Consider the following 21170-nt stretch of genomic DNA (forward strand, 5'->3'; position numbering starts at 1 on the left):
GGACGGACCGTCATCGCCGGCCCTGGTCGGCCCGGCGGAGGGCGGCGGCGACGACCCGGGCGATCTCGTCGATCGGTCCGGCTTTGGTGAGGTCCAGGTGCCGGGCGGCGACCGGGTGCTCCACCACCGGCCCGGTGGTGTGGGCCGACCACGTGGCCACCGTCCCGTCCGAGCGGTGGTCGGCCGTCGCGGTGAAGGCGAGCAGCGGGGCGTCGAGCACCCCCGGTGCCCAGCCGGTCATCAACTGGGCGTGGTAGCGGCAGGAGTCGAGGAGCACCGCCAGCTGGTCCTCGTCGCGCGGCGCGGTCTCGCGGAGCGCGACGGCCAGCCGGTCGAGCAGCTCCGACGGCTTCGGCCGCCACTGGCCCGACCGGACGGCGGCCACCTCGGCGTCGGACGCGCCGATCGCCGTCAGCAGCTCGGCCACCACGACGGAGTCGGTGACCTCGCCGGATTCCGCCGTCGCCGGATGGCTGTCCAGCAGCGCGACCAGGTCGACCTCCTCGCCCGCCTCGCGCAGCAGGACGCCGATCTGGTGGGCGACCAGCCCTCCGAAGGACCAGCCGAGCAGACGGTAGGGGCCGTGCGGCCGGACGGCCCGGATCCGGGCCAGGTACTCCCGCGCCAGCCCGTCCAGGGTCGCGGGCCGCTGCCCGCCGCCGACCGGGCCGATGCCCTGGAAGGCGTGCACCGGCTGGGCCGGGTCGAGGCCGCGCAGCAGACCGAGGAAGCCCAGGCCGTGGCCGGTCACCGGGTGGACGCAGAACAGCGGCGCCCGGGTGCCGGTGCTGCGCAGCGCCAGCAGCGGCTCGAAGGCCGCGTCGGCGACCTCCGGCCGACGCTCCGCCAGCCACTGTGCGAGCCGGGCCGGGGTCGGTGCCTCGAACATCGCCCGCACGGGCAGTTCCACACCGAGCTCCGTCTGGATCCGCTCGACCAGCCGGATCAGCAGCAGCGAGTGGCCGCCGCGCAGGAAGAAGTCGTCGTCCGGCCCGACCTCGGTCACGCCGAGCTCCTCGGCGAAGAGCGCGACCAGTGCGCGCTCGGCCGGTGTCCGCGGTTCCCGGGCCCGGCTCTCCTCGACCTCGCCGAGCTCGACCCGTCCGCCGCGCGCCTTCACCTGGCCGTCGGCCCGGCCAAGGTACTCCACCGCGCCGTCACGGCGGCGGCGGGCCAGGTCGCCGGTGCGGTACATCCGGGTGCCCGGCGCTCCGTGCGGGTCGGCGACGAAGCGCTCGGCGGTGAGCGCCGGGCGGCCGAGGTAGCCGGACGCGAGCTGCTCGCCGGACAGGTAGAGCTCACCGGGCACGCCCGCCGGGACGGGGTTCAGGGCGGCGTCCAGGATGTGGGCGCCGGTGTTCCGGATGGGCCGCCCGATCGGCACCGGGCGGGGCTGCTCGTCGGCCGGCCCGCACTTCCAGGCCGTCACCTCGACGGCCGCCTCGGCGGGGCCGTACAGGTGGTCCAGCCGGACGCCCGGGAGCACCTGCCGGAACCGGCGTACGGTGGCCGCCGACAGCGCCTCGCCGCCGGCCACCACCAGGCGCAGCCCGGTGCAGTCGGCGGCCGCCGGGTCCTGCAGGAAGGCGTCCAGCACGGACGGCACGAACCGGGCGACGGTCACGTCCTGGCGTCGGATCAGCTCCGCCAGGCAGGCCGGGTCGCGGTGGCCGTCGGATTCGGCCAGCACCAGGGTGGCGCCGGTCATCAGCGGCCAGCAGAGTTCCGGGACCGGGATGTCGTCGCCGACCGAGGTTTCCTGCAGCACCGCGTCGCCGGATGCCAGCCGGTACTCCTCCTGGCCCCACTCCAGCCGGTTGACGACGGCCCGGTGCGGGACGAGCACGCCCTCGGGGCGTCCGGTCGAGCCGGAGGTGTAGATGACGTACGCCGGGTCCTCGGGACCGGGGGCGGTCAGGGTGGCGCCCTCGGGCGCCGGCAGGTCCTCCGGCGACAGGCACGGCACGCCCTCGGCGGGGCTCAGGGCCGCGAACTGCTCCGGGGCGGCGACCACGGCGGCCGGCCGGGCGTCCGCCAGCACGAGGGCGAGCCGGTCGGCCGGGGCGTCGGGGTCGAGCGGCAGGTAGGCGCCGCCGGCCCGGTGGACGGCGCACAGCGTCACCACCAGCTCCACCGAGCGGGGCACGGCCACCGCGACCCGGCTGCCCGGGCGGACGCCCGCGGCGGCGAGCCGCAGGGCCATCGCCTCGATCCGGCGGTCCAGTTCGGCGGGGCCGAGCGCCCGGCCCGCGAAGACCAGCGCCGGGGTGCCGGACGGCGCGGCGAGCCCCTCCCGCACGAGTGCGGCCAGCGTGGTCGGCGCCAGGTCCCGGCGCTCGCCGAGGGACTCCGCCAGCAGCCGGGCCCGCTCGCGCTCCGAGGCCAGCGGGAGCCGTCCGATCGGCTGCTCGGGGTCGGCCGCCACCGCGCCGAGCAGCCGGACCAGGTGGCCGGCGATCGCCTCGACGGTGGCCCGGTCGAACAGGTCGGTGCGGTACTCGATGGCGCCGATCAGCTCGTCGTGCGGTTCGGCCGGTGTGCTCAGGGTGAGAGTGAGGTCGAACTTGGCCGGTGCCGGGCCGGCGGTGAGCAACTCGGTCTCCAGGCCGGGGATGTCCACGGCGGGACCGCTCTGGTCCATCACCAGGGCGACCTGGAAGAGCGGGTGGCGGCCGGGGGAGCGCTCCGGGTTGACCAGTTCGACGATCCGCTCGAACGGCAGGTCCTGGTGGGCGTAGGCGGCCAGGTCGGCGTCCCGGACGCGGAGCAGCAGCTCACGGAAGCCCGGGTCGCCGCCGGTGTCGGTGCGCAGCACCAGGGTGTTGACGAAGAAGCCGACCAGGTCGTCCAGGGCCTCGTCGGTGCGGCCGGCGATCGGGGTGCCGATGGGGATGTCGGTGCCGGCGCCGAGGCGGGTGAGCAGCGCCGCCAGGCCGGCCTGGACGGCCATGAAGAGGCTGGCGCCGTGTTCCCGGGCGAGGTCCGCCAGGGCCCGGTGGTCCGGGCCGGCCAGCCGCAGCGGGACGCGGCCGGCCGGCGCGCCGGTCTCGGCGGTGCGGCGCCGGTCCACCGGCAGCGCGATCTCCTCGGGCAGGGCATCCAGGGCCCTGCTCCAGTACTGCCACTGAAGGGCGGCCGGGCTGCCCGGGTCCTGGTCGTCCCCGAGCAGCTCGCGCTGCCACCGGGTGTAGTCGGCGTACTGGACGGGCAGGTCGGTCCACTCGGGTGCGCGGCCGGCCGCCCGGGCCCGGTAGGCGGTGCCCAGGTCGCGGGCGAGCGGGCCCAGCGACCAGCCGTCGCAGGCGATGTGGTGGACCGTCAGCAGCAGGACGTGCCGGTCGGGCGCGAGAGCGAGCAGGTCGGCGCGCAGCGGCGGCTCGGCGGCGAGGTCGAAGGGCCGGGCGGCGGCGGTGCGCAGGGCCTCGGCCAGGCCGTCCCCGGTCACCGGCGCGGAGTCGGCCGCGGTGGCGTCGGCCGGGGTGGGGCGGCGCAGCAGCGGGGGGAGCCGGTCCGGGTCGAGGACCAGCTGCCGGGGGCCGTCCGCGTCGGCGGGGAAGACGGTGCGCAGCGCCTCGTGGCGGACGGCGCAGTCGTGCAGCGCGGCGGCGAGCGCGTCGGCGTCGAGGGCACCGGTGAGGCGCAGGGCGAGCGGGATGTGGTACGCGTCGCTCAGCGGGTCCAGCTGCTGGAGGAACCAGAGCCGGCGCTGGGCGTGCGAGAGCGGGATCCGCTCGGGGCGGGCGGCGGCGGTCAGCACCGGGCGACATCGGCCGGTCTCCACCAGGCGGGCCAGTCCCGCGGCGGTGGGGCTCTCGAAGACCGCCCGGATGGGCAGTTCGGCGCCCAGCGCGGTGCGCACCCGGCTGACCAGCCGGGTGGCGAGCAGGGAGTGGCCGCCGAGCGCGAAGAAGTCGTCGTCGGGGCCGACCTCGGCGACGCCGAGCACCTCGGCGAGCAGCGCGCAGAGCGCGGCCTCCCGGGCGTTCCTGGGGGCTCGGGACGGGCCGGTGGCGGCCCGCAGCCCGGGCTCGGGCAGCGCCGAACCGTCCAGCTTGCCGCTGGAGTTGAGCGGCAGCCGGTCGAGCACGGCGTACGCCGCCGGGATCATGTAGTCGGGCAGCCGGCCGGCCAGCAGCTCGCGCACCTCGGCGAGGTCGGGGGCGCTGCCGTCCTCGGTCACCAGGTAGGCGGCCAGGTAGCGCTCCTCGGCGCTGTCGCCGCGGGCCAGGACGGCGGCCTGCAGGACGGCGGGGTGGCGCAGCAGCACCGCCTCGACCTCGCCGGGCTCGATCCGGAAGCCGCGGATCTTGACCTGCCCGTCGGCCCGGCCGAGGTACTCCACCTGGCCGTCGCGGCGCATCCGGGCGAGGTCGCCGGTGCGGTACATCCGGGCACCGGGCGGGCCGTACGGGTCCGCGACGAAGCGCTCGGCGGTGAGGCCGGGGCGGCGCAGGTAGCCGCGGGCCAGGTGCGGCCCGGACAGGTACAGCTCGCCGGGCACGCCGAGCGGGACGGGGCGGAGCTGCTCGTCCAGCACCTGGGCCCGGGTGTTGTCGAGCGGGCGGCCGATGACCGGGGTGTCGCTGTCCGTCAGGTTGCAGGCCAGCGCGTCGACGGTGCACTCGGTCGGGCCGTAGTAGTTGAACACCTCGACGTCCGGCAGGCCGGAAAGCTCGGTCCACAGTGCCGGGCCCACCGCCTCGCCGCCGAGCATCAGCACGGTCGGGCGGTGCTGCTCGGCGGCGAACAGGCCGGCCGCGGTGAGCGCCGGGACGTACGTCGGGGTGAGGTCGAGGAAGTCCAGACGCTCGCGGCGGACGTAGTCGACCAGGGCCCGCGGGTCGAGCCGGACCTCGTCGCTCAGCAGGTGCAGCGGGTGGCCCTCCAGCAGCCAGAACAGCGGCTCCCAGGCCGTGTCGAAGGTGATCGAGGCGACCAGGCCGAGCTGGAGGCGCCGGCCCCCGGGGCCGCCGGACGGCCGGACCATCCGGGTGCGGTGGTGCTGCATCAGGCTGCTGAGGCCGCCGTGCGGGATCACCACGCCCTTGGGGACGCCGGTCGACCCGGAGGTGTGGATGACGTAGGCGGGGTCGAGCGGGCCGGTGGGACCGGTCCGGTCGGCGTCGGTCAGGTCGCCGCCGGGGTGGGCGGCGACGGCGGACCGGACCGCGGGCTCGTCCAGGACCAGCACGGGGGCGGTGTCCGGCAGCCGGGCGGCGTCCGCGGCGGTGGCGAGCACACAGACCGGGGCGGCGTCGGCGATGATCCCGGCGAGCCGCTCGCGCGGCGCGGCGGGGCTGACCGGGATGTAGGCGGCACCGGACTTGAGCACGGCGAGCAGCGCGATCAGCAGGTCGGTGGTGCGCGGCAGCGCCAGCACGACGTACCGCTCGGGTCCGGCCCCGCGCCGGACGAGCTCCCGGGCGAGCCGGTTGGCCCGCTCGTTGACCTCGGCGAAGGTGAGCCGGCCGTCCTCGGCGACGAGGGCGGTGACCTCGCCGTCCAGGGCGGCGCGCTGCTCGAAGGCGGCGTGGTAGGTGGCGGTGGCGGCGGGCAGGGCCGGCCCGGCGGCGCGGTCGAGGACGTCCCGCTGCTCGTCGGCGGAGAGCAGGTCGTACCCGCCGATCGGCCGGTCCGGGTCGGCGGCGGCCGCAGCGAGCAGCCGGCCGAGGCGGGCGGTCAGGGCCTCGGCGCCGTCCCGGGTGAACAGGTCGGTGCTGTACTCGACGAAGCAGCCGAGCCCGGCCGGGGCGCCGTCGGCGTCGTGCAGCTCACGGATGTTGAAGGACAGGTCGAACTTGGCGCCGCCCGGGCCCGCCTCGGCGATCTCGGTGTGGATGCCGGGCAGTGTGAGGGCCGCCTCGGGGGTGTTCTGGAAGGCCAGCATCACCTGGAACAGCGGGTGCCAGGCCAGCGAGCGGCGCGGGTTGAGCGCGGTGATCAGCCGCTCGAACGGGAACTCCTGGTGGGCGAAGCCCTGGAGGTCGGTGCGCCGGACCCGCTTGAGCAGTTGGCGGAAGGTCGGGTCGCCGGAGGTGTCCAGACGCAGGACCAGCGGGTTGACGAAGTACCCGACGACCTCGTCGTAGCGTTCGTCGGTGCGGCCCGCGATCGGGCTGGCGATCGGGATGTCCGTCCCGGCCCCGGAGCGGGTCAGCACCACGGCCAGCGCGGCCTGGAGCACCATGAACATGCTGACCCGGCAGGAACGGGAGAGCGCCAGCAGCTCGCGGTGCAGCTCGGCCGGGAGGTTCCAGGGGAAGTACTCGCCCCGGTGCGACATCGCGGCGGGCCTGGGGTGGTCCGTGGGCAGTTCCAGGAAGTCCGGCAGGCCGGCCAGGGCATCGCGCCAGTAGGCGAGTTGGCGTCCGCCACTGCTCTGCGGGTCGTCCAGGTCGCCGAGGTCAGCGTGCTGGCGCACGGCGAACTCGGTGTACGTGGCGGGCAGTGGGGACCAGAGGGGGGCCCGGTTCTGCGTCCGGGCCAGGTAAGCGGTGCTCAGGTCGCGGGCCAGCGGGGCCAGCGACCAGCCGTCGCCGGCGATGTGGTGCAGCACCATCAGCACCACGTGCTCCTGCGGACCGAGCACGAACAGCCGTACACGCAGCGGGATTTCCGTCCGCAGGTCGAAGACGTGCCCGGACTCGGTGTCGATCAGGGCGGGCAGCTCCGCCTCGCCGGCGGGCACCACGGTGAGTATCGACGGCACCTCCGCCGTCGGCAGCACGTGCTGGCGCGGTATGCCGTCCCGGTCGGGGAGGACAGTGCGCAGTGCCGGGTGCCGCCCCACCACGTCCGCCAGCGCGGACCGGAGGGCCTCGGGGTCGACCGGGCCGGTCAGCCGCATCGCCACCGGAACGTTGTACGAGGCGTCGCCGCCCTGGAGACGGTCGTTGAACCAGAGCGCCAACTGCGCGTACGAGAGCGGTGTTTCCGCCGGCAGGCTGTGTTCGCCCAGCACGGGGCATCCCTCCAGGTGAACCCGCCCGCCGGCCTGGTGGGCGGGCGGGCCGGATGGTGGTTTTCCGGTGGCTCTTGGCCGTTGGGGCCCGCCGACGTCCCTCGGCGGGGTACTACCGCTCGGTGCGGGCGGGCGTCACGCGGTCCAGCGGTAGGTCATGTCGGGCTCGTTCTCCTCGTTGCGGCTGCCGTCGTCGGTGTCCACCACGACGAAGCCGTGCCGCTCGTAGAAGGCGCGGGCCTCGGTGTTCTTCTGGAAGACGTGCAGCGAAAGCTCCTGCGGACCGGCCGACTTGACGGCTTCCAGCAGCAGCGTGCCGATGCCGCGACGGCGCGCGTCGGGGCGCAGGTAGAGGTGGTCGAGCAGGTTGCCGTCGAGCGAGGCGAAGCCCAGGAGGGCCCGGGTGCGGGCGTCCTCGGCCAGCCAGACCCGCGAACCCGGCAGCACCACGTGGGTGATCCAGCTCAGGGTGGCCTCGTCACTGTGCAGGCGGGGGAGATACGGCATGGCCGCGGCGCGCGAGGCCAGGAAGACCTCGGTGACGGCCCCGGCGTCCTCGGCTTCCGCGGTCCGCAGGTGGACGTTCCCGGTGAACGGTTCGTCGGATTGCATCCACATCTCCTCGATCAGGCAACAGGCGGTGCTGCCGCCGGTGGACCACCGAGGAAGGAGCACGCGAACGACACCGCCGCGCACCGATGTCGAAAATCGGGTGTGCAGCGGGTGATTGAGTCGAATCTCCCCCCGGATGACCCACGTGAAAACGGGCCCGGCGGCGTTGATCTTCGGTCAACATACACACCGGGTCATGGACATGGGAACCCTCTCGAGCGGGTTCCTGACAGGCCCGATTCTGCGGTTAGATGAGTGTGCGCCAGGTGTTCGAACGGATGTGAACCGAGCACGCCCCGGCGGCCGTTATACAGAATCGGGTCGACCCGAAAAGCGCTCCGGCCCGCCCGGAAACGGGCCCGAATTCCCGGGGCCGGAGGATGCCGGCCCACCGGGGCGGCGACTTGCACGACTGCCCCGGTCACTTCCCAGAGCCTTCCCGAAAGGAGCGGCCCGCGTGGACACCCCTGCCGTCCGAATCAGCAGTGCGGTCAAGACCTTCGGTGCCACCACGGCGGTGGGCGGCCTGGACCTGGAGGTGCCGGCCGGCATGTTCCTGGGCCTGCTCGGGCCCAACGGCGCCGGCAAGTCCACCACCATGCGGATGCTCACCGGACAGACCCGGGCGGACTCGGGCACGGTGGAGGTTTTCGGGCACCGGATGCCGGACGACTCCCGCCGGGCCCGCTCCCTGGTCGGCGTCGTGCCGCAGCACGACAACATCGACCCCGAACTGACGGTCCGGCAGAACCTCGACGTCTTCGTCCGCTTCACGGCCCTGCCGCGCGCCGGGTATCGTGACGCCGTCGACCGCGCCCTCGCCGCGGTCCGCCTCACCGACCGCGCCGACACCCGGGCCGACGCGCTCTCCGGCGGCATGCGCCGCCGGGTCCTGCTCGCCCGGGGCATCGTCAACAACCCGCGGCTGCTGCTCATGGACGAGCCCACCGTCGGCCTCGACCCGCAGATCCGCCAGGACCTGTGGGACGTCATCGACGGGATGCGCGAGAGCGGCACCACCGTGGTGATGTCGACGCACTACATCGAGGAGGCCGAGCGGCTCGCCGACGAGGTGGCCGTGGTGTTCGGCGGCCGGCTGATCGCCCGGGGCACCCCCGCGGAACTGCTGCGCGCGCACGCGGGCGCCCAGGCCGCCGAGTACCGGGGCGACGCGGCCCGGCGCGAACTGGTCGAGGCCGAAGCCGCCCGGGCCGGGCTGCCCAGCCGCCGCACCGGGCCGGCCGTCTCCGTCCTGCGGGCCGAGACCATCTCCGCGCACCTGCACGAGCGCCTCGGGCCGCCGGACGTGCTGCGCCCGACCTCCCTGGAGGACGTCTTCGTCGCCCTGACCGGCGAACTGTTCGGCTGACAACCGCCCCCGCCGCCGCGCCCCGCCGGCCGGCCGCCCCCGACGGGCCCGGCCGGCGGGGCGCGCACCGGCCACCGGCGGGGGCCCGGCCCGCCGACCCCCAGAGAAGAGGACACCCGATGACCACGGCGACGCCCACGCCCCGAACCCGGGAACAGGCCGGCCCCGCCGCCGAACCCGGCCGCCCGCCGGCCCTGTGGCCGACCATGCGCGCGGTCTGGCTGCGCGAACTGCTGCTCTTCCGCCGCTACTGGCCCGCCGTCACCTTCGGCTCGCTGATCGAGCCGCTGGTCTACATGACCGGTTTCGGTCTTGGCTTCAGCCGGCTGATCGACTCCGTCCAGGGCCACCCGTACCCGCAGTTCGTCGGCGTCGGCATGGTCGTCACCTCGGTGCTCTTCGCCTCGGCCTTCGCCGGGATGTTCGAGAGCTTCAACCGCCGCAAGTACCAGAAGATCTACGATGCCGTCCTCTGCCAGCCCGTGGACGTCTGGGAACTGGTCACCGCCGAGGCCTCCTGGATCGCCGTCAAGTCCTCCGTGTACGGCACCACGCCGCTGCTGGTCACCCTCGCCATCGGCCTCCCGCCGACGCCGGAACTGCTGCTCGTACCGCTGGTGGCGCTCGTCTCCGGCTTCGCCTTCGCCCTGCTCGGCATGTGGGTGTCCTGCCTGGTGCCGGCCATCGACTGGCTGCGGCTCGTGGTCTCCGGCGTGCTGACCCCGCTGGTGATGGCCGCCGGCGTGTTCTTCCCGCTGGACGGCCTGCCCGGCTGGGTCCACGCCGTCGCCGCCGTCAACCCGATCTACCACTGCATGCAGACGGTCCGGCACGCCGCCTTCGGGACGCTCGGGGCGGCCGACGCGCTGCACGGGGCCGTGCTGGCCGGCTTCGCCGCCCTCGCCTGGTACCTGGCCGTCCGCGGGATGCGCCGGCGGCTCATCGACTGAAACGGGGACACCCCCGACCGACCCGGACCCGGCCTTCCCCCGGGCACCGCGCAGACCAAGGAGAACCACGTCCATGACGGACACCGCCCGACCGGGCCCGCGCGAGCGGCCGCCGGTCCGCACCGCGAGCCCGCGCCGCTTCCTGATGTGCCGGCCCAGCCACTTCGGCGTCAGCTACTCCATCAACCCCTGGATGCACCCGGAGAAGCCGGTCGACGGCGAGCGCGCGCTCGCCCAGTGGACCGGGCTGCGCGACCTCTACCGCGAACTCGGCCACACCGTCGAGGAGATCGACCCGCTGCCCGGCCTGCCCGACATGGTCTTCGCGGCCAACGGCGCCACCGTGATCGACGGGAAGGTCCTGGGCGCGCGCTTCCGCCACGCCGAGCGCACGGCCGAGGGCCCGGCCTACCTCTCCTGGTTCCGCGACCAGGGCTACTCCGACCTCCTGTGGCCCGAGCACATCAACGAGGGCGAGGGCGACTACCTGCTGGCCGGCCGCCGCCTGCTGGCCGGCACCGGCTTCCGCACCGACCAGCGGTCGCACGCCGAGGCCCAGGAGTTCTTCGGCGTCCCGGTGACGAGCCTGACCCTGGTCGACCCGGAGTTCTACCACCTGGACACGGCCCTCGCCGTCCTCTCCGACGACGAGGTCATGTACTACCCGGCGGCCTTCACCCCGGGCAGCCGCGCGGTGCTGCGCGAACTCTTTCCGGACGCCATCCTGGCCACCGACGAGGACGCCGCCGTCTTCGGCCTCAACGCGCTCTCCGACGGCCGCCACGTCCTGCTGCCCGAATCGGCCACCCACCTGATCGGCGAACTGCGCCTGCGCGGCTTCGAGCCGATCGGCGTGGACCTCACCGAACTCCTCAAGGCCGGCGGCAGCGTCAAGTGCTGCACCCTGGAGCTGCGCGGCCGGTGACCGCGCCGTCCCCACCCATCCGAGAGGACGACCCGATGACGAACCCCTTCGACGACCCCGACGCCGACTACCTGGTCCTGGTCAACGACGAGGGCCGGCACTCCCTGTGGCCGGCCTTCGCCCCGGCCCCCGCCGGCTGGCAGCAGACCTTCGGCCCGGCCGGGCGGCAGGACTGCGTCGACCACATCGAGACCACCTGGACCGACATCCGGCCCAGGAGCCTGGCCCAGGCCTAGGGGGCGGCGGTGGGGGGGCCGGTGGGGCAGCATGGTGCCCGACCACTGCCGGGTGCGTGGTGCCTGCGCGTCCGCGCGGGCACGCACCGCCGCCTGCCCCGCATCGCCGCCTGAACGGAAGACACCTTCGTGACCGGTACCGCCGCCGTCCCCGCCGAGCAGATCAGGGCCCGCCTCGCCGGGTACGAGCGCCGGTTCAACGCGCTGTCCGAGCAGTACTTCCAGGACCTGGCCGCCGCCTTCGATGCCCCGTCGTTCAGCCGGTTCACCCCGGTCTGTCTGGCTCTGCTGCGGGACCTGTCGTTGCGCGGCGGCAAGCGGATGCGGGTGGCCCTGCTCTTCGAGGCCGCCCGCCTGGTCACTGCCGAGCCCGTGGAGGGGCTGGACGACGCCGCGCTGAGCATCGAACTGCTCCAGACCCACGGGCTGGTCCACGACGACATCATCGACGACAGCCCCACCCGCCGGGGCGGGCCCTCCACCTACTACGCCTACCGGGGGCAGTTCCCCGACCGGCCGCAGGCCGCGCTCGGGCTCGCCCTCCTCGCCGGCGACCTCGCACTCGCCCTGTCCCTGCAGGTCCTCCTCGACTCCCGGGCCCCGCTGCCGGTGCGGCAGGCCATGGTCGAGGTGCAGACGCGCGCGGCCTCGGCCACCTTCGTCGGCCAGATCATCGACCTGGAGCGGGACTTCACCGCGGAACCGGACGAGGACATGCTGCACGACGTGGCCGACTACAAGACCGCCCGCTACTCGGTCCTCGCCCCGATGCAGATGGGGCTGCTCGCCGCAGGCGTCCAGCCCGCCCTCCACGACAAGGAACTGCGGCGCTACGCCCGGCTGGTGGGGATCTGCGGCCAGATGCGCGACGACTACCTGGACCTCTTCGGCGACGCGGGGACCATGGGCAAGCCCACCGGAGCGGACATCCGGGAGGGACGGCGCAACTACACCGTCCGCGCCGTCCTGGCAGCGGCCACCGACGCCGAACGGGCCCTGGTGGAGTCCGCACTCGGCGACGGAGCCTGCCCCGAGAACACCATCGCCGCCATCCGCGACATCGCCCACCGCCACGGCATCCCCGACCGGATGCGGGCGGACATGCGGCGCCACGCGCACGCGGCCGCCACGGAAGCCGCCGGATGGCGTCCTCGGTGGCGGGAGGAGTCCGTCGCGTTCTTCGAGTACCTGCCGAGGTGGAGCGTCGAGCGAGTGCGGTGAAACCCGCTCGACCCGGTGACCTCTTCTACGCGATCCTCGGGCATGGAGTTTCTCTGCTACCACCGCGACCGGCCCGGTTCCCCGCCGCTGCGCGACGAACTGCTGGAAGAGCACTGGTCGTACATGGACCGGTACGCCAAGGAGATGATCGCCCGCGGCCCGACCCTCGCCGCCGACGGCACGCCCACCGGAAGCGTGCACATCGTCGACCTGCCGGATCCCACCGCCGCCCGCGCGTTCGCCTTCGACGAGCCGAACTACCAGGCCGGCGCCTATCGGGACGTGCTGCTGCGACGGTGGCGCAACATGCTGGGACGCACCATGTGGGACTTTCCCGGCGGTCGGACAGGTGGCAACCGGTACCTGGTGCTCGGCCTCGGCACGGGGCAGGCCGCCGACCTCGCGGTGCCGCCCGACCGGGACGGCCTGATCGCCTACGGGCCGCTGCTGTCCGACGACGGCGCCATCTGGCTGGGCACGGCGGTGCTGCTCCGGGCGCCGGACCCGGACGCGGCGCGCGCCATCCTGACCCCGGGGCGGTACGCCGACATCGAGGTGCACAACTGGCAGTTCGGCGGGCGCCCGTCCTAGCCGAGGACGCCCGGCCGACGTCGACCGCCGAAGCCCCGAGGGCTCGGGGCAGGGCTCAGGGGCAGTGGTAGCTGAAGGAGGCGGCGGCGGTGCGGGGGGTCGGGGTGAGGAGTTCCAGGGTGGCGGTGGCCTGGAGTGAGCCCTGGCCCTCGAAGCTCCAGCGCAGCACCAGGTCGGTGCGGTGCGCGCCGGAGCGGACGTCCTGGACGATCTCGTCCGAGGCGGTGCCGTCGCTGCGCAGCCAGCGGTAGCGCAGGGCGCCGGAGCCACCGTTGGACTCCACCACGGCGGTGGCCACTGCGGTGCCCGCGCAGCCGGGGCTCGCCGGGTCGACGGTCACGGTGACGCCGGTGACGGCCAGCGCCGGGCCGCGCAGGTGGCGCCAGAAGAGGAAGGCCGCGAGGGCCAGGAGGGCGACGACGAGCGGTGCCAGCCACCGCCACACCCGGCGGGCGCGCCGCGGCGGCCCGGCCTCCGGCGTCGCGCGGCCGTGCCACGCGGCGGCGGCCCGCGGGGGGACGCCGGGACCGAAGCGGCGCAACTCCCCTGGGGCGAGCGGCCGTTCCTGCGGTGCGGCGGAGACGGCTGGCTCTGCTTCGGCGTCCTGGACCTCGGCCGGTGTGGTGCTCTCTCCGGCCCGCGCGGGGTCGGTGAGGGTGATGGTTTCCCCGCTCGGCGGCGTGCTGCGCCAGACGCGGGGGTCGAGGAAGGTCGCGTTCGCCGCCTCTTCCTCGTCCTCCGCCCCCGCTTCGGCCTCCCGGGGCAGCCGCACGGTCGTCTCGCCCGCGTCCGGGCCCGTGCCGACTCCGACGTCCGCACCGCTGCCGGTGGCCGGGCGCGCGCCGAGTGCGATGGTGTGCTCCGCGCCCGGGTCGGGGGCGGAGTCGGGGCGGGGCTCAGGCATGACTTCTCCGGGACAGGGACAGGGACAGGGACGGGGACGGGCGCGGGGCAGGGGCGACGACGGAAGGCGGAAGGCGGGGGAGCGGGCCCGTACGGGCGGCGGTGAAGGGACGTCAGCGGGGCGGGTTGCAGAGGAAGGCGGCCGTCTCGGCGGATGTCTGGCCCGGCTTGGCCGCCACCGGGGTGGTGGTGACGCGCACGCCCCAGGTGGGGAAGGTGTCGGCCGAGCCGAAGTCGTGCGCGCGGGTGATGGTGGCGGTGCCGTTCTGGACCGCCACGGTGTCGGTCGCGACGGTGACCGCGCGGCCGCCCGAGCTGTGGTACCAGCTGAGCGTCAGCGTCCCGCTGCCGGCGCCGTGGGCCGTCACCGTGACCGTCGCGGTCAGGCTCCAACGGCCGCTGCAGGTCAGGGAGTTCAGGCTGACAGAGTCGACCGCCAGGGTGGCGGGCGCGACCGTCGGGGTCGGAGTCGGGCTCGGGTTCGGCGGGGCGGTGACGGGGGTCGGCGCGGCCGTCGTGGGGGCCGGTACGGCGGGGGTGGACGGTGTCGGCGGGCGGCCGGGGGCGGGCGGGGCCGGCGTGGCCGGTGCTGTGGGCGCCTTGGCGGTCGGCGCGGCGGTGGGGGTGCCGCCGGGCGTGCCGCTGGGCGTGCCCGGGGTGGCCGTGGGCGAAGCCGTCGGGCTTGCCGTGGCGCTGTCGCTGTCGCTCGGGGCGGGGGAGGCGCCGTCCGTCGGCTGCTGCGGGCCGAGGCTGGTGGTCGCCTCGGGGGAGGCGGCGCCGACGACCGTCCGGGCACCGCCGTCGGTGGCCCCCGCGACCGCCAGGCCGGCCAGCGTGGCCAGGGTGAGGGCGCCGGCCGCGACCCCGGTGAGGGCCTTGCCACGGTTGCGCAGGAGCACGCCGGGGCGGGCCGGGACCCGGCGCAGCACGCCCTGGGCCCGGGCGGCGCCGGGTACGGAGCCGGACCCCTGGGGGCCGAGCGCGGTCTGGGGACTCAGGGAGGTCTGGGAGCCCAGGGAGGTGTGGGCCAGCGAGGTGACGCCGCCGGCCGCGCCGGCGCCGGGCAGCAGCGCCGCGAGCAGGGCGAGCAGGGCGAGGAGGTCGAGACGGCCCCGTTCCTCCCAGTCCGGTCCGTAACCGGTCGTCGCGACCGCCTCCAGCTCGCGGACGAACGCGGAGGCGCTGTCGGGCCGGGCCTCGGGGTCCTTGGCCAGACCCGCCAGGATCAGCGGCCGGACGAGGTCGGGCGCCTGGTCGGCGGGGATCGGTGCCTCGGCGTGCTGGACGGCGAGTTCGGCGATCGTGGCGCCGTCGAAGGGGCGGGCACCGGTGAGGCACTCGAAGAACGTGACGGTGGCGGCGTAGACGTCCCCGGCCGGGGACGCCGGACGGCCCGCCCACTGCTCGGGCGGCATGTAGGCGGGGGTGCCGGAGACGTCGCGCTCGTCGCCGCTGGGCACCGCGATGCCGAAGTCGACCAGCTTCGAGGTGCCGGCCGCGTCGACGAGCACGTTGGCGGGCTTGTAGTCGCGGTGCACCACACCGGCCTCGTGGGCGGCGGCCAGGCCCAGCAGGGAGCCCTTCAGCACCACCAGGGCCGCCTGCGCGGTGGTGGCGCCCTCCGCCCGCAGCAGGTCGCGCAGGGCGATGCCGTCCACCAGCTCCATCACGATGGCCGAGCCCTGCGCCCCCTCCACGTACTCGTAGAGCCGGGTGATGTGCGGGGAGTCGATCCGGGCGAGGACCTCGGCCTCGGCGCGCAGCGCGGGCGTGCCAACGCGGTCGTGGAGGTACTTGATCGCGACCGGGGTGCCGGTCTCCCGGTGGTGGGCGAGCACGACGCGGCCGCTGGCGCCGGCGCCGAGCTCGCGTCCGTGGAGGTAGTCCGGGAGTTCCCAGGCGCGCGCGTCCTCGGGCGCCGGTGGAAGGAGGGCGGGCGCGGGAGCGGCGGAGGGCGTGCCGCTCCCGCCGGGTCTGTCGCCCTGCTGCGTCCGGTCGTCCATCGTCCCGTGCTCCCGTCCCTGTCGTGCCCGCCGTCCCCCGGCCGTCGGCCGTGCCTGTCGGCGCGGCACCCTACGGCACGCCGACCGACATGGAGGACGCGCCCCGTGGACACCGGGTTCCGGGCCTCCGGGGGCGGGTGGTCGTGGCCCAGGTGATTCGCACGGCGTGCCAACCATTCGGCCGTCTTCACGGTGACGACCGCCCGCCGAGCGCGCACGACGGCACCGCCCGGAGAGGGTCAGTCGATGATGTGGCGCAGGTAGGCCTCGGGGTGTTCCAGGTAGCGGCGCCAGTGGTCGACCAGCGCGAGGTCCTGCCAGCGGGTGCGGCGCACCCCGTGGTCGCCGAGTTCCGCCGCCTGCGGCCGCGGATGCCACTCTGCGAGCGCGGCCGGCGGGGGTACGGGAAAAGCGTGTGCGAAGCACGCTATTCTGGAGGGGTGAAGCACGAGACAGGACACGACATCGCCGACGCCCTCGGGCTGCTCCTACGGCGCAGCACCCGGGCCCGCCTCTACACCCGCCTGACCGAGGGGCTGGGGGAGGCCGTCGACGACCTCACCTACCCGGTCCTCAGCGGCCTGGCCCGCACCGGCCCGTACAGCGCCGCCGACCTCGGCCGCGAGATCGGACTCGACCGCACCACCGTCACCCGCCGCGCCGACCGCCTCGAACAGGCCGGCCTGCTCCAACGCCGCCCCGACCCCGCCGACGGCCGCGCCACCCTGCTCGCCCTCACCGATGACGGTCACGCCGTCATCGCGGCCACCCGGCAGCGGCTCGCCGCCGGCATCGAGGACTCACTCGCCACCTGGCCGCAGGCCGACGCCCGGGACTTCGCCCGCCTCCTGCGCCGCTTCGTCGACGAGGGGCCCTTCGCCGTCGACCACGACTGACCGGGTGACGCAGGTCACGGGAACTCGCTCCCGGGTGCCGGACAGCCCATAGGAGTGATCACAGATATGCGAACCCGGGTACGGGCCGGGGACCCGAACGTCTTCGGGGAGTTGTTCGACCTCCATGCCCGATCCGTCTACAACCACGCCTTCCGTCTCACCGCGGACTGGTCGGCCGCCGAGGACGTCATGTCGGCGACGTTCATGGAGGCCTGGCGGTTGCGCGGCAGGGTGGCCGCCGAGGGCGGGTCGCTGCGGCCGTGGTTGCTGGGCATCGCGACGAACCTCGCCCGCAACCACTGCCGCAGCAACCGGCGCTACCGCGCCGCGGCCGCAGCGCTCGCCGCGACGGGGCCTTCGGTGGTGGAAATACCCGACCATGCCGAGGACGTGGCCGGCCGGGTGGACGACCGGCGCCGGATCGCCGCCACGATGGCCGCCATGGGCTCGTTGCGCCGTCCCGAACGCGAGGTCCTGATCCTGTGTCTGTGGGAGGGCCTGGAGTATGCCGAGGCCGCCGAGGCCCTCGGCATCCCCCTCGGGACCGTCCGCTCCCGCCTGTCCCGCGCCCGTACCAGGCTGCGCAAGCTCGCACAGGCGGAACTGACGGCGGACAGACGGGAACCCGCCCGCCGGACTCGACAGATAACTGGGGACCGCGCGACAGCGGTCCGGCCCGTACCGGAAGGAAACCGATGAACGCCAGCCCCTCCCAGCCGCACCCGGCTGAGTGGCCGGAGACCGATGGGCTCCTGCCGGTCGTGGCGCGGGATCTTCCGACGGGCCGCCACGAGTTCCACAAGGAGCGCCTGATGGCCCGGATCCACGAAGACCTCGACAACGCCGTCTCCGGCCCCGCCCGAATCAGCACCCCCAAGCCGCGCAACCCGTTCCTGCGCCGCGCGATCCTCCTGCCGGTGGCGGCATGCGTCCTGACGGGCGCCGTCCTGGCCGGAGCCGGCCTGAGCCTGAGCGGCGGCCCGGACCAGGCCGCCACCTCGGGCACCGGCCCCGCCCTGACCACGACCGTCGGCGCCGCCGACGCGCACGGGGTCGTCCAGCTGCTCGACCGGATTTCGCTGGCCGCCCAGGAGACCGCAGCCCCGCCGGCGAGGGCGGGCCAGTTCGTCTACATCGAGTCGAAGGTCGCCGGCAGCTATGTGCGGACGGTCGACGGCAGGAGCTCGGTGGTCAGCGACGCACTGAACACGCGCCGGACCTGGACGTCGCCGGACGGCCGGCGGGGTTGGCTGATCGACCAGCAGAACAAGGACGGCATCTCCCTGGACTCGAAGGTCGAGCCGTACCTCAACGCGCCGTCCTACGACTACCTGGCCGCCCTCCCCACCGACCCCGACGCCCTGCTGAAGAAGATCTACACGGAGACGGCGGGCCACGGCCCGGGCCCGGACGCGGAGGCGTTCACCACCCTCGGCGATCTGCTCATCGAGAGCTACCCGTCCGCCCAGCTCTCCGCCGCGCTCTACAGGGCCGCGGCCAAGATCCCCGGCGTGGTCCAGGTGGACGACGCGGTCGACGCCGTCGGCCGCCACGGGGTCGCGGTGGCCCGGTTCGAGGAGAAGACCGGCCAGCGCACCGAGTGGATCTTCGACAGTGCGTCGTTCACCTTCCTCGGCGAGCGCACGGTCCAGGTCGAGGGCACATCCGGCGACCACGACCTGATCACGCCCGGCACGGTCGTCTTCACCCATGCCATCACGGCGCGCGCGATCGTCGACGGCATGAAGGAGGCGCCTTCCCACTCGGCCTGAACAGCCCCGGCTCGTCCCACCCGAGCCCCGGGGCGCCCGCTGCCCCCGGCGTCTCCCGTGCCCCTCCGCCCCTCCCTCCCGGCTTGGCCTGAGCCGGGAGGGAGGGAGGGAGGGGTTGGCCCGGTCGGCGCCGAGCGTCCTACCCGGCGGTCGGCTTCAGGGTGCGGCCGAGGAGGGGGAGCAGGCGCTCCCAATGGCGTTGCAGTGCGGCGGGGTTGAAGGCGTCGGTGTCGGCCATGGTGAAGCCGTGGACGGTGCCGGGGTAGACCTCGGAGGTGTAGCCGACACCCGCGGCATCGAGGACCTGGTTGAGCTCGCCGAGAGCCTCGGGCGTCAGGTCGGTTTCGGCGTGGCCGAAGTGGACCTCGGCGGTGAGGCGGTTCAGGTTGTCGGGCCCGGCGACGCCCACGGGGCCGTGGAATCCGGCGAGGGCGGCCACCTGGCCGGGGTGTGCCGCGGCGGTGCGCACTGCCAGGAGGCCGCCGATGCAGTACCCGGTCACCGCGACCGGTCCGGGGCGGACCTCGGGCTGGGCGGTGAGGAACCCGAGGTAGGCGTCGGCGTCGCTCAGGACGCGTTCGGCGGTGTGCGCCTGGATCAAGGGCATCACCTGGGCGATGAGCGCGGACCGGGCCTCTCCCTCGATGTGCTCGGGAAGGTCGAGCAGCGGTGTCGGGCCGTGCCGGTAGAAGTAGTTGGGGACGAGCACGTAGTACCCGTGCCCGGCCAGTTCGCAGGCCATCTCCCGCAGCACGGGCCGGATGCCGAAGGCGTCCGCGTACATCAGCACCCCGGGGTGCCGCTCGCCGTCGTCGGGGAAGGCGGCGAAAGCGTCGGCCTGGCCGTCCGCAGTGGGAATCTGCAACGTCTTCGTGGGCATGCGTTCTCCTGTCGTGGTCGATGTGTCGAGCCTGTGGTCAACACGACGGAGGCGGGGCTCGCGCGGCAGCGCAGGATCCCCGATCGAACAGCGGGCCCGCCCCGGCCCGTACGGCGCTCAGAGGAGCGCCGGGTCACCGATCCGTGTGCGGCGCAAGGCCATCCCGGTTGTCATAGCCGGACAGCGTAGCCCACCGGCCTGAAATCCGAAGGGACTTCGAGACTCCCTCGCCCCTGAACGTGGATGCGTGATGTCGGTTTGCCGAAGCCGCCCCACCTCAGGGAAGTGGCGCGGATCACAGGGGGGTTCGCGCGGTCGGCGAAATGCGGGGGCCGCCGAGGTGGTTGGCACGGGCAACCGTTTTCGTCCCGACGCACACCACCCCTTACCCGCGAGGAATCCCCATGACCGTCACCGAGCCCGCTGCGGCCGCCGACCCCTTCGCCTCCCGCGCGGCCGAGATCCTGTCCCGGCCCGTCACGATCAACGGGCTGACCGTGCCCAACCGCATCGTGATGGCGCCGATGACGCGCCAGTTCTCCCCGGGCGGCGTGCCCGGCGAGGACGTACGCGGGTACTACGCCCGCCGCGCCGCCGCGGGCGTCGGCCTGATCGTCACCGAGGGAACGTACGTCGGCCACGAGTCCGCCGGCCAGAGCGACGACATCCCGCGCTTCCACGGCAAGGAACAGCTGGCCGGGTGGGCCCGCGTCGCGCAGGACGTCCACGCGGCGGGCGGCACCATCGTGCCGCAGCTCTGGCACATCGGCATGGTGCGCAAGCAGGGGGACCCGCCGTTCGCCGACGCCCCCGCCGTCGGCCCGTCCGGCATCCGGCTGGACGGCACCGAGGGAACCGGGCGGGCGATGACCCGGATCGACCTGGACGCCGTCATCGGCGCGTTCGCCGAGGCCGCCGCGGCCGCCGAACGGATCGGCTTCGACGGCGTCGAGCTGCACGGCGCGCACGGCTACCTGCTCGACCAGTTCCTGTGGGCGGGCACGAACCGCCGTACCGACGCCTACGGCGGCGACCCGGTCGCCCGGACGAAGTTCACGGCCGAGGTCGTCGCCGCGGTGCGCGAGGCCGTCTCCCCCGAGTTCCCGGTGATCTTCCGCTACTCGCAGTGGAAGGCGGAGAACTACGACGCCCGCCTCGCCGAGACCCCGCAGGAACTGGAAGCGATCCTCACCCCGCTCGCGGAGGCCGGCGTCGACGCCTTCCACGCCTCGACCCGCCGCTACTGGATCCCCGAGTTCGACGGCTCGGACCTCAACCTGGCCGGCTGGACCAGGAAGCTCACCGGCCGCACGGCCATCACCGTCGGCTCGGTCGGCCTCGACGGCGACTTCGTCCGCGCCTTCATGGGCGAGGGCGCCCCGGTCCAGGGCATCGACAACCTGCTCGACCGGCTGGAGCGCGACGAGTTCGACCTGGTCGCCGTCGGCCGCGCCCTCCTCCAGGACCCGCAGTGGGCCGCGAAGGTCCTCGCCGGCCGCTTCGCCGACCTGCACCCTTACGACGCCGCCGCAGTCCGCACCCTGAGTTGACCCCCCCGCCCCGAGGCCCTGCCGCAACGGCGCGAGCGGCAGGGCCGGAGGGCCGGGCAGACCGGCCACACCCCGGATACCTACCGGAAGTCGGCCGGCCTGCTGACGGCCGGCGCGCAGAGCGGCTGACCGTTCGGCAGGCGCACCACCCCGCCCGGTGGTCCGCCGCTGCCGACGGGTGGAAGGGCGGTGGGGGGGGGGGGGGCCCCGCGCCCCCCCCCCCCCCGCGTTTGGGGGGGGGGGGGGGGGGGGGCGGGTTGTGGGTTTTGTAAAACCGGGGGTGGGTAGAGTTCTAGGGGGC

At 74.5% G+C, this 21170-nt stretch carries 15 protein-coding genes; 10 read left to right on the forward strand and 5 right to left on the reverse strand.

Annotation, left to right across the window (positions count from 1 at the left end; translation table 11 throughout):
• Window positions 1-10 precede the first annotated feature (10 nt).
• Together ACIBEC_RS39770 and ACIBEC_RS39775 are read right to left on the reverse strand one after the other, a co-directional pair.
• On the reverse strand, window positions 11-6961 hold the full coding sequence (locus ACIBEC_RS39770; RefSeq protein WP_360504440.1) for an amino acid adenylation domain-containing protein: 6951 nt from the start codon (window positions 6959-6961) through the stop codon (window positions 11-13).
• A gap of 135 nt (window positions 6962-7096) precedes the next feature.
• Complete coding sequence (locus ACIBEC_RS39775; RefSeq protein ID WP_360504438.1) at window positions 7097-7573, reverse strand: GNAT family N-acetyltransferase; 477 nt, start codon at window positions 7571-7573, stop codon at window positions 7097-7099.
• A gap of 457 nt (window positions 7574-8030) precedes the next feature.
• Between ACIBEC_RS39775 and ACIBEC_RS39780 the strand changes: the two genes are divergently transcribed.
• The 6 genes from ACIBEC_RS39780 (at window position 8031) to ACIBEC_RS39805 (ending at window position 12865) form a co-directional block, all read left to right on the forward strand.
• The gene (locus ACIBEC_RS39780; protein WP_360504436.1) at window positions 8031-8942 is read left to right on the forward strand and encodes an ABC transporter ATP-binding protein; all 912 of its coding nucleotides are present in this window, start codon (window positions 8031-8033) and stop codon (window positions 8940-8942) included.
• A gap of 119 nt (window positions 8943-9061) precedes the next feature.
• Entirely contained in the window at window positions 9062-9892 is an 831-nt protein-coding gene (locus ACIBEC_RS39785) for an ABC transporter permease (protein ID WP_360504434.1), read from the forward strand.
• A 73-nt stretch (window positions 9893-9965) separates the two neighbouring features.
• Window positions 9966-10817, forward strand: coding sequence for a dimethylargininase (gene ddaH / locus ACIBEC_RS39790; RefSeq protein WP_360504432.1), 852 nt, complete (start codon window positions 9966-9968; stop codon window positions 10815-10817).
• 35 nt (window positions 10818-10852) lie between these two features.
• Window positions 10853-11053, forward strand: a complete 201-nt coding sequence (locus ACIBEC_RS39795) for an MbtH family protein (RefSeq protein ID WP_360504430.1) — start codon at window positions 10853-10855, stop codon at window positions 11051-11053.
• A 129-nt stretch (window positions 11054-11182) separates the two neighbouring features.
• Complete coding sequence (locus ACIBEC_RS39800) at window positions 11183-12274, forward strand: polyprenyl synthetase family protein (protein ID WP_360504428.1); 1092 nt, start codon at window positions 11183-11185, stop codon at window positions 12272-12274.
• Between the two features lie 42 nt (window positions 12275-12316).
• Entirely contained in the window at window positions 12317-12865 is a 549-nt protein-coding gene (locus tag ACIBEC_RS39805) for a YciI family protein (protein ID WP_360504426.1), read from the forward strand.
• Between the two features lie 55 nt (window positions 12866-12920).
• On the opposite strand, the gene ACIBEC_RS39810 is transcribed toward ACIBEC_RS39805, so the two are convergent.
• Together ACIBEC_RS39810 and ACIBEC_RS39815 are read right to left on the reverse strand one after the other, a co-directional pair.
• On the reverse strand, window positions 12921-13769 hold the full coding sequence (locus ACIBEC_RS39810; RefSeq protein WP_360504424.1) for a hypothetical protein: 849 nt from the start codon (window positions 13767-13769) through the stop codon (window positions 12921-12923).
• Between the two features lie 112 nt (window positions 13770-13881).
• Window positions 13882-15771, reverse strand: a complete 1890-nt coding sequence (locus tag ACIBEC_RS39815) for a protein kinase (protein WP_360504422.1) — start codon at window positions 15769-15771, stop codon at window positions 13882-13884.
• Window positions 15772-16211: 440 nt separating this feature from the next.
• Here ACIBEC_RS39815 and ACIBEC_RS39820 point away from each other — a divergent pair, with 440 nt between their 5' ends.
• The 3 genes from ACIBEC_RS39820 to ACIBEC_RS39830 all read left to right on the forward strand — a co-directional run bounded on the left by ACIBEC_RS39820 (window position 16212) and on the right by ACIBEC_RS39830 (window position 18439).
• Complete coding sequence (locus ACIBEC_RS39820) at window positions 16212-16667, forward strand: MarR family transcriptional regulator (protein ID WP_360504420.1); 456 nt, start codon at window positions 16212-16214, stop codon at window positions 16665-16667.
• A gap of 66 nt (window positions 16668-16733) precedes the next feature.
• Window positions 16734-17366 carry an RNA polymerase sigma factor gene (locus ACIBEC_RS39825; protein WP_360504418.1) on the forward strand — a complete coding sequence of 211 codons (633 nt, stop codon included), beginning with the start codon at window positions 16734-16736 and terminating at the stop codon, window positions 17364-17366.
• Entirely contained in the window at window positions 17363-18439 is a 1077-nt protein-coding gene (locus ACIBEC_RS39830) for a CU044_5270 family protein (RefSeq protein WP_360504416.1), read from the forward strand. Before ACIBEC_RS39825 ends, ACIBEC_RS39830 begins: the two co-directional genes overlap by 4 nt.
• Window positions 18440-18578: 139 nt before the next feature.
• Here ACIBEC_RS39830 and ACIBEC_RS39835 read toward each other — a convergent pair whose 3' ends face one another.
• Entirely contained in the window at window positions 18579-19319 is a 741-nt protein-coding gene (locus ACIBEC_RS39835; protein ID WP_360504414.1) for a dienelactone hydrolase family protein, read from the reverse strand.
• Window positions 19320-19723: 404 nt separating this feature from the next.
• Here ACIBEC_RS39835 and ACIBEC_RS39840 point away from each other — a divergent pair, with 404 nt between their 5' ends.
• Window positions 19724-20869 carry an NADH:flavin oxidoreductase gene (locus ACIBEC_RS39840; protein ID WP_360504412.1) on the forward strand — a complete coding sequence of 382 codons (1146 nt, stop codon included), beginning with the start codon at window positions 19724-19726 and terminating at the stop codon, window positions 20867-20869.
• The last annotated feature ends 301 nt before the right edge of the window (window positions 20870-21170 follow it).

Source organism: Kitasatospora sp. NPDC051164, assembly GCF_044455625.1.
In the GTDB taxonomy this organism is placed as follows: Bacteria; Actinomycetota; Actinomycetes; order Streptomycetales; family Streptomycetaceae; genus Kitasatospora.

Excerpts from the sequence above, each read along its gene's own strand:
- ACIBEC_RS39835 (WP_360504414.1), bottom strand. The coding sequence starts at position 19,319 with ATGCCCACGAAGACGTTGCAGATTCCCACTGCGGACGGCCAGGCCGAC.
- ACIBEC_RS39805 (WP_360504426.1), top strand. The coding sequence starts at position 12,317 with ATGGAGTTTCTCTGCTACCACCGCGACCGGCCCGGTTCCCCGCCGCTG.
- ACIBEC_RS39795 (WP_360504430.1), top strand. The coding sequence starts at position 10,853 with ATGACGAACCCCTTCGACGACCCCGACGCCGACTACCTGGTCCTGGTC.
- ACIBEC_RS39775 (WP_360504438.1), bottom strand. The coding sequence starts at position 7,573 with ATGCAATCCGACGAACCGTTCACCGGGAACGTCCACCTGCGGACCGCG.
- ACIBEC_RS39785 (WP_360504434.1), top strand. The coding sequence starts at position 9,062 with ATGACCACGGCGACGCCCACGCCCCGAACCCGGGAACAGGCCGGCCCC.
- ACIBEC_RS39810 (WP_360504424.1), bottom strand. The coding sequence starts at position 13,769 with ATGCCTGAGCCCCGCCCCGACTCCGCCCCCGACCCGGGCGCGGAGCAC.
- ACIBEC_RS39815 (WP_360504422.1), bottom strand. The coding sequence starts at position 15,771 with ATGGACGACCGGACGCAGCAGGGCGACAGACCCGGCGGGAGCGGCACG.
- ACIBEC_RS39825 (WP_360504418.1), top strand. The coding sequence starts at position 16,734 with ATGCGAACCCGGGTACGGGCCGGGGACCCGAACGTCTTCGGGGAGTTG.
- ACIBEC_RS39840 (WP_360504412.1), top strand. The coding sequence starts at position 19,724 with ATGACCGTCACCGAGCCCGCTGCGGCCGCCGACCCCTTCGCCTCCCGC.
- ACIBEC_RS39830 (WP_360504416.1), top strand. The coding sequence starts at position 17,363 with ATGAACGCCAGCCCCTCCCAGCCGCACCCGGCTGAGTGGCCGGAGACC.
- ddaH (WP_360504432.1), top strand. The coding sequence starts at position 9,966 with ATGACGGACACCGCCCGACCGGGCCCGCGCGAGCGGCCGCCGGTCCGC.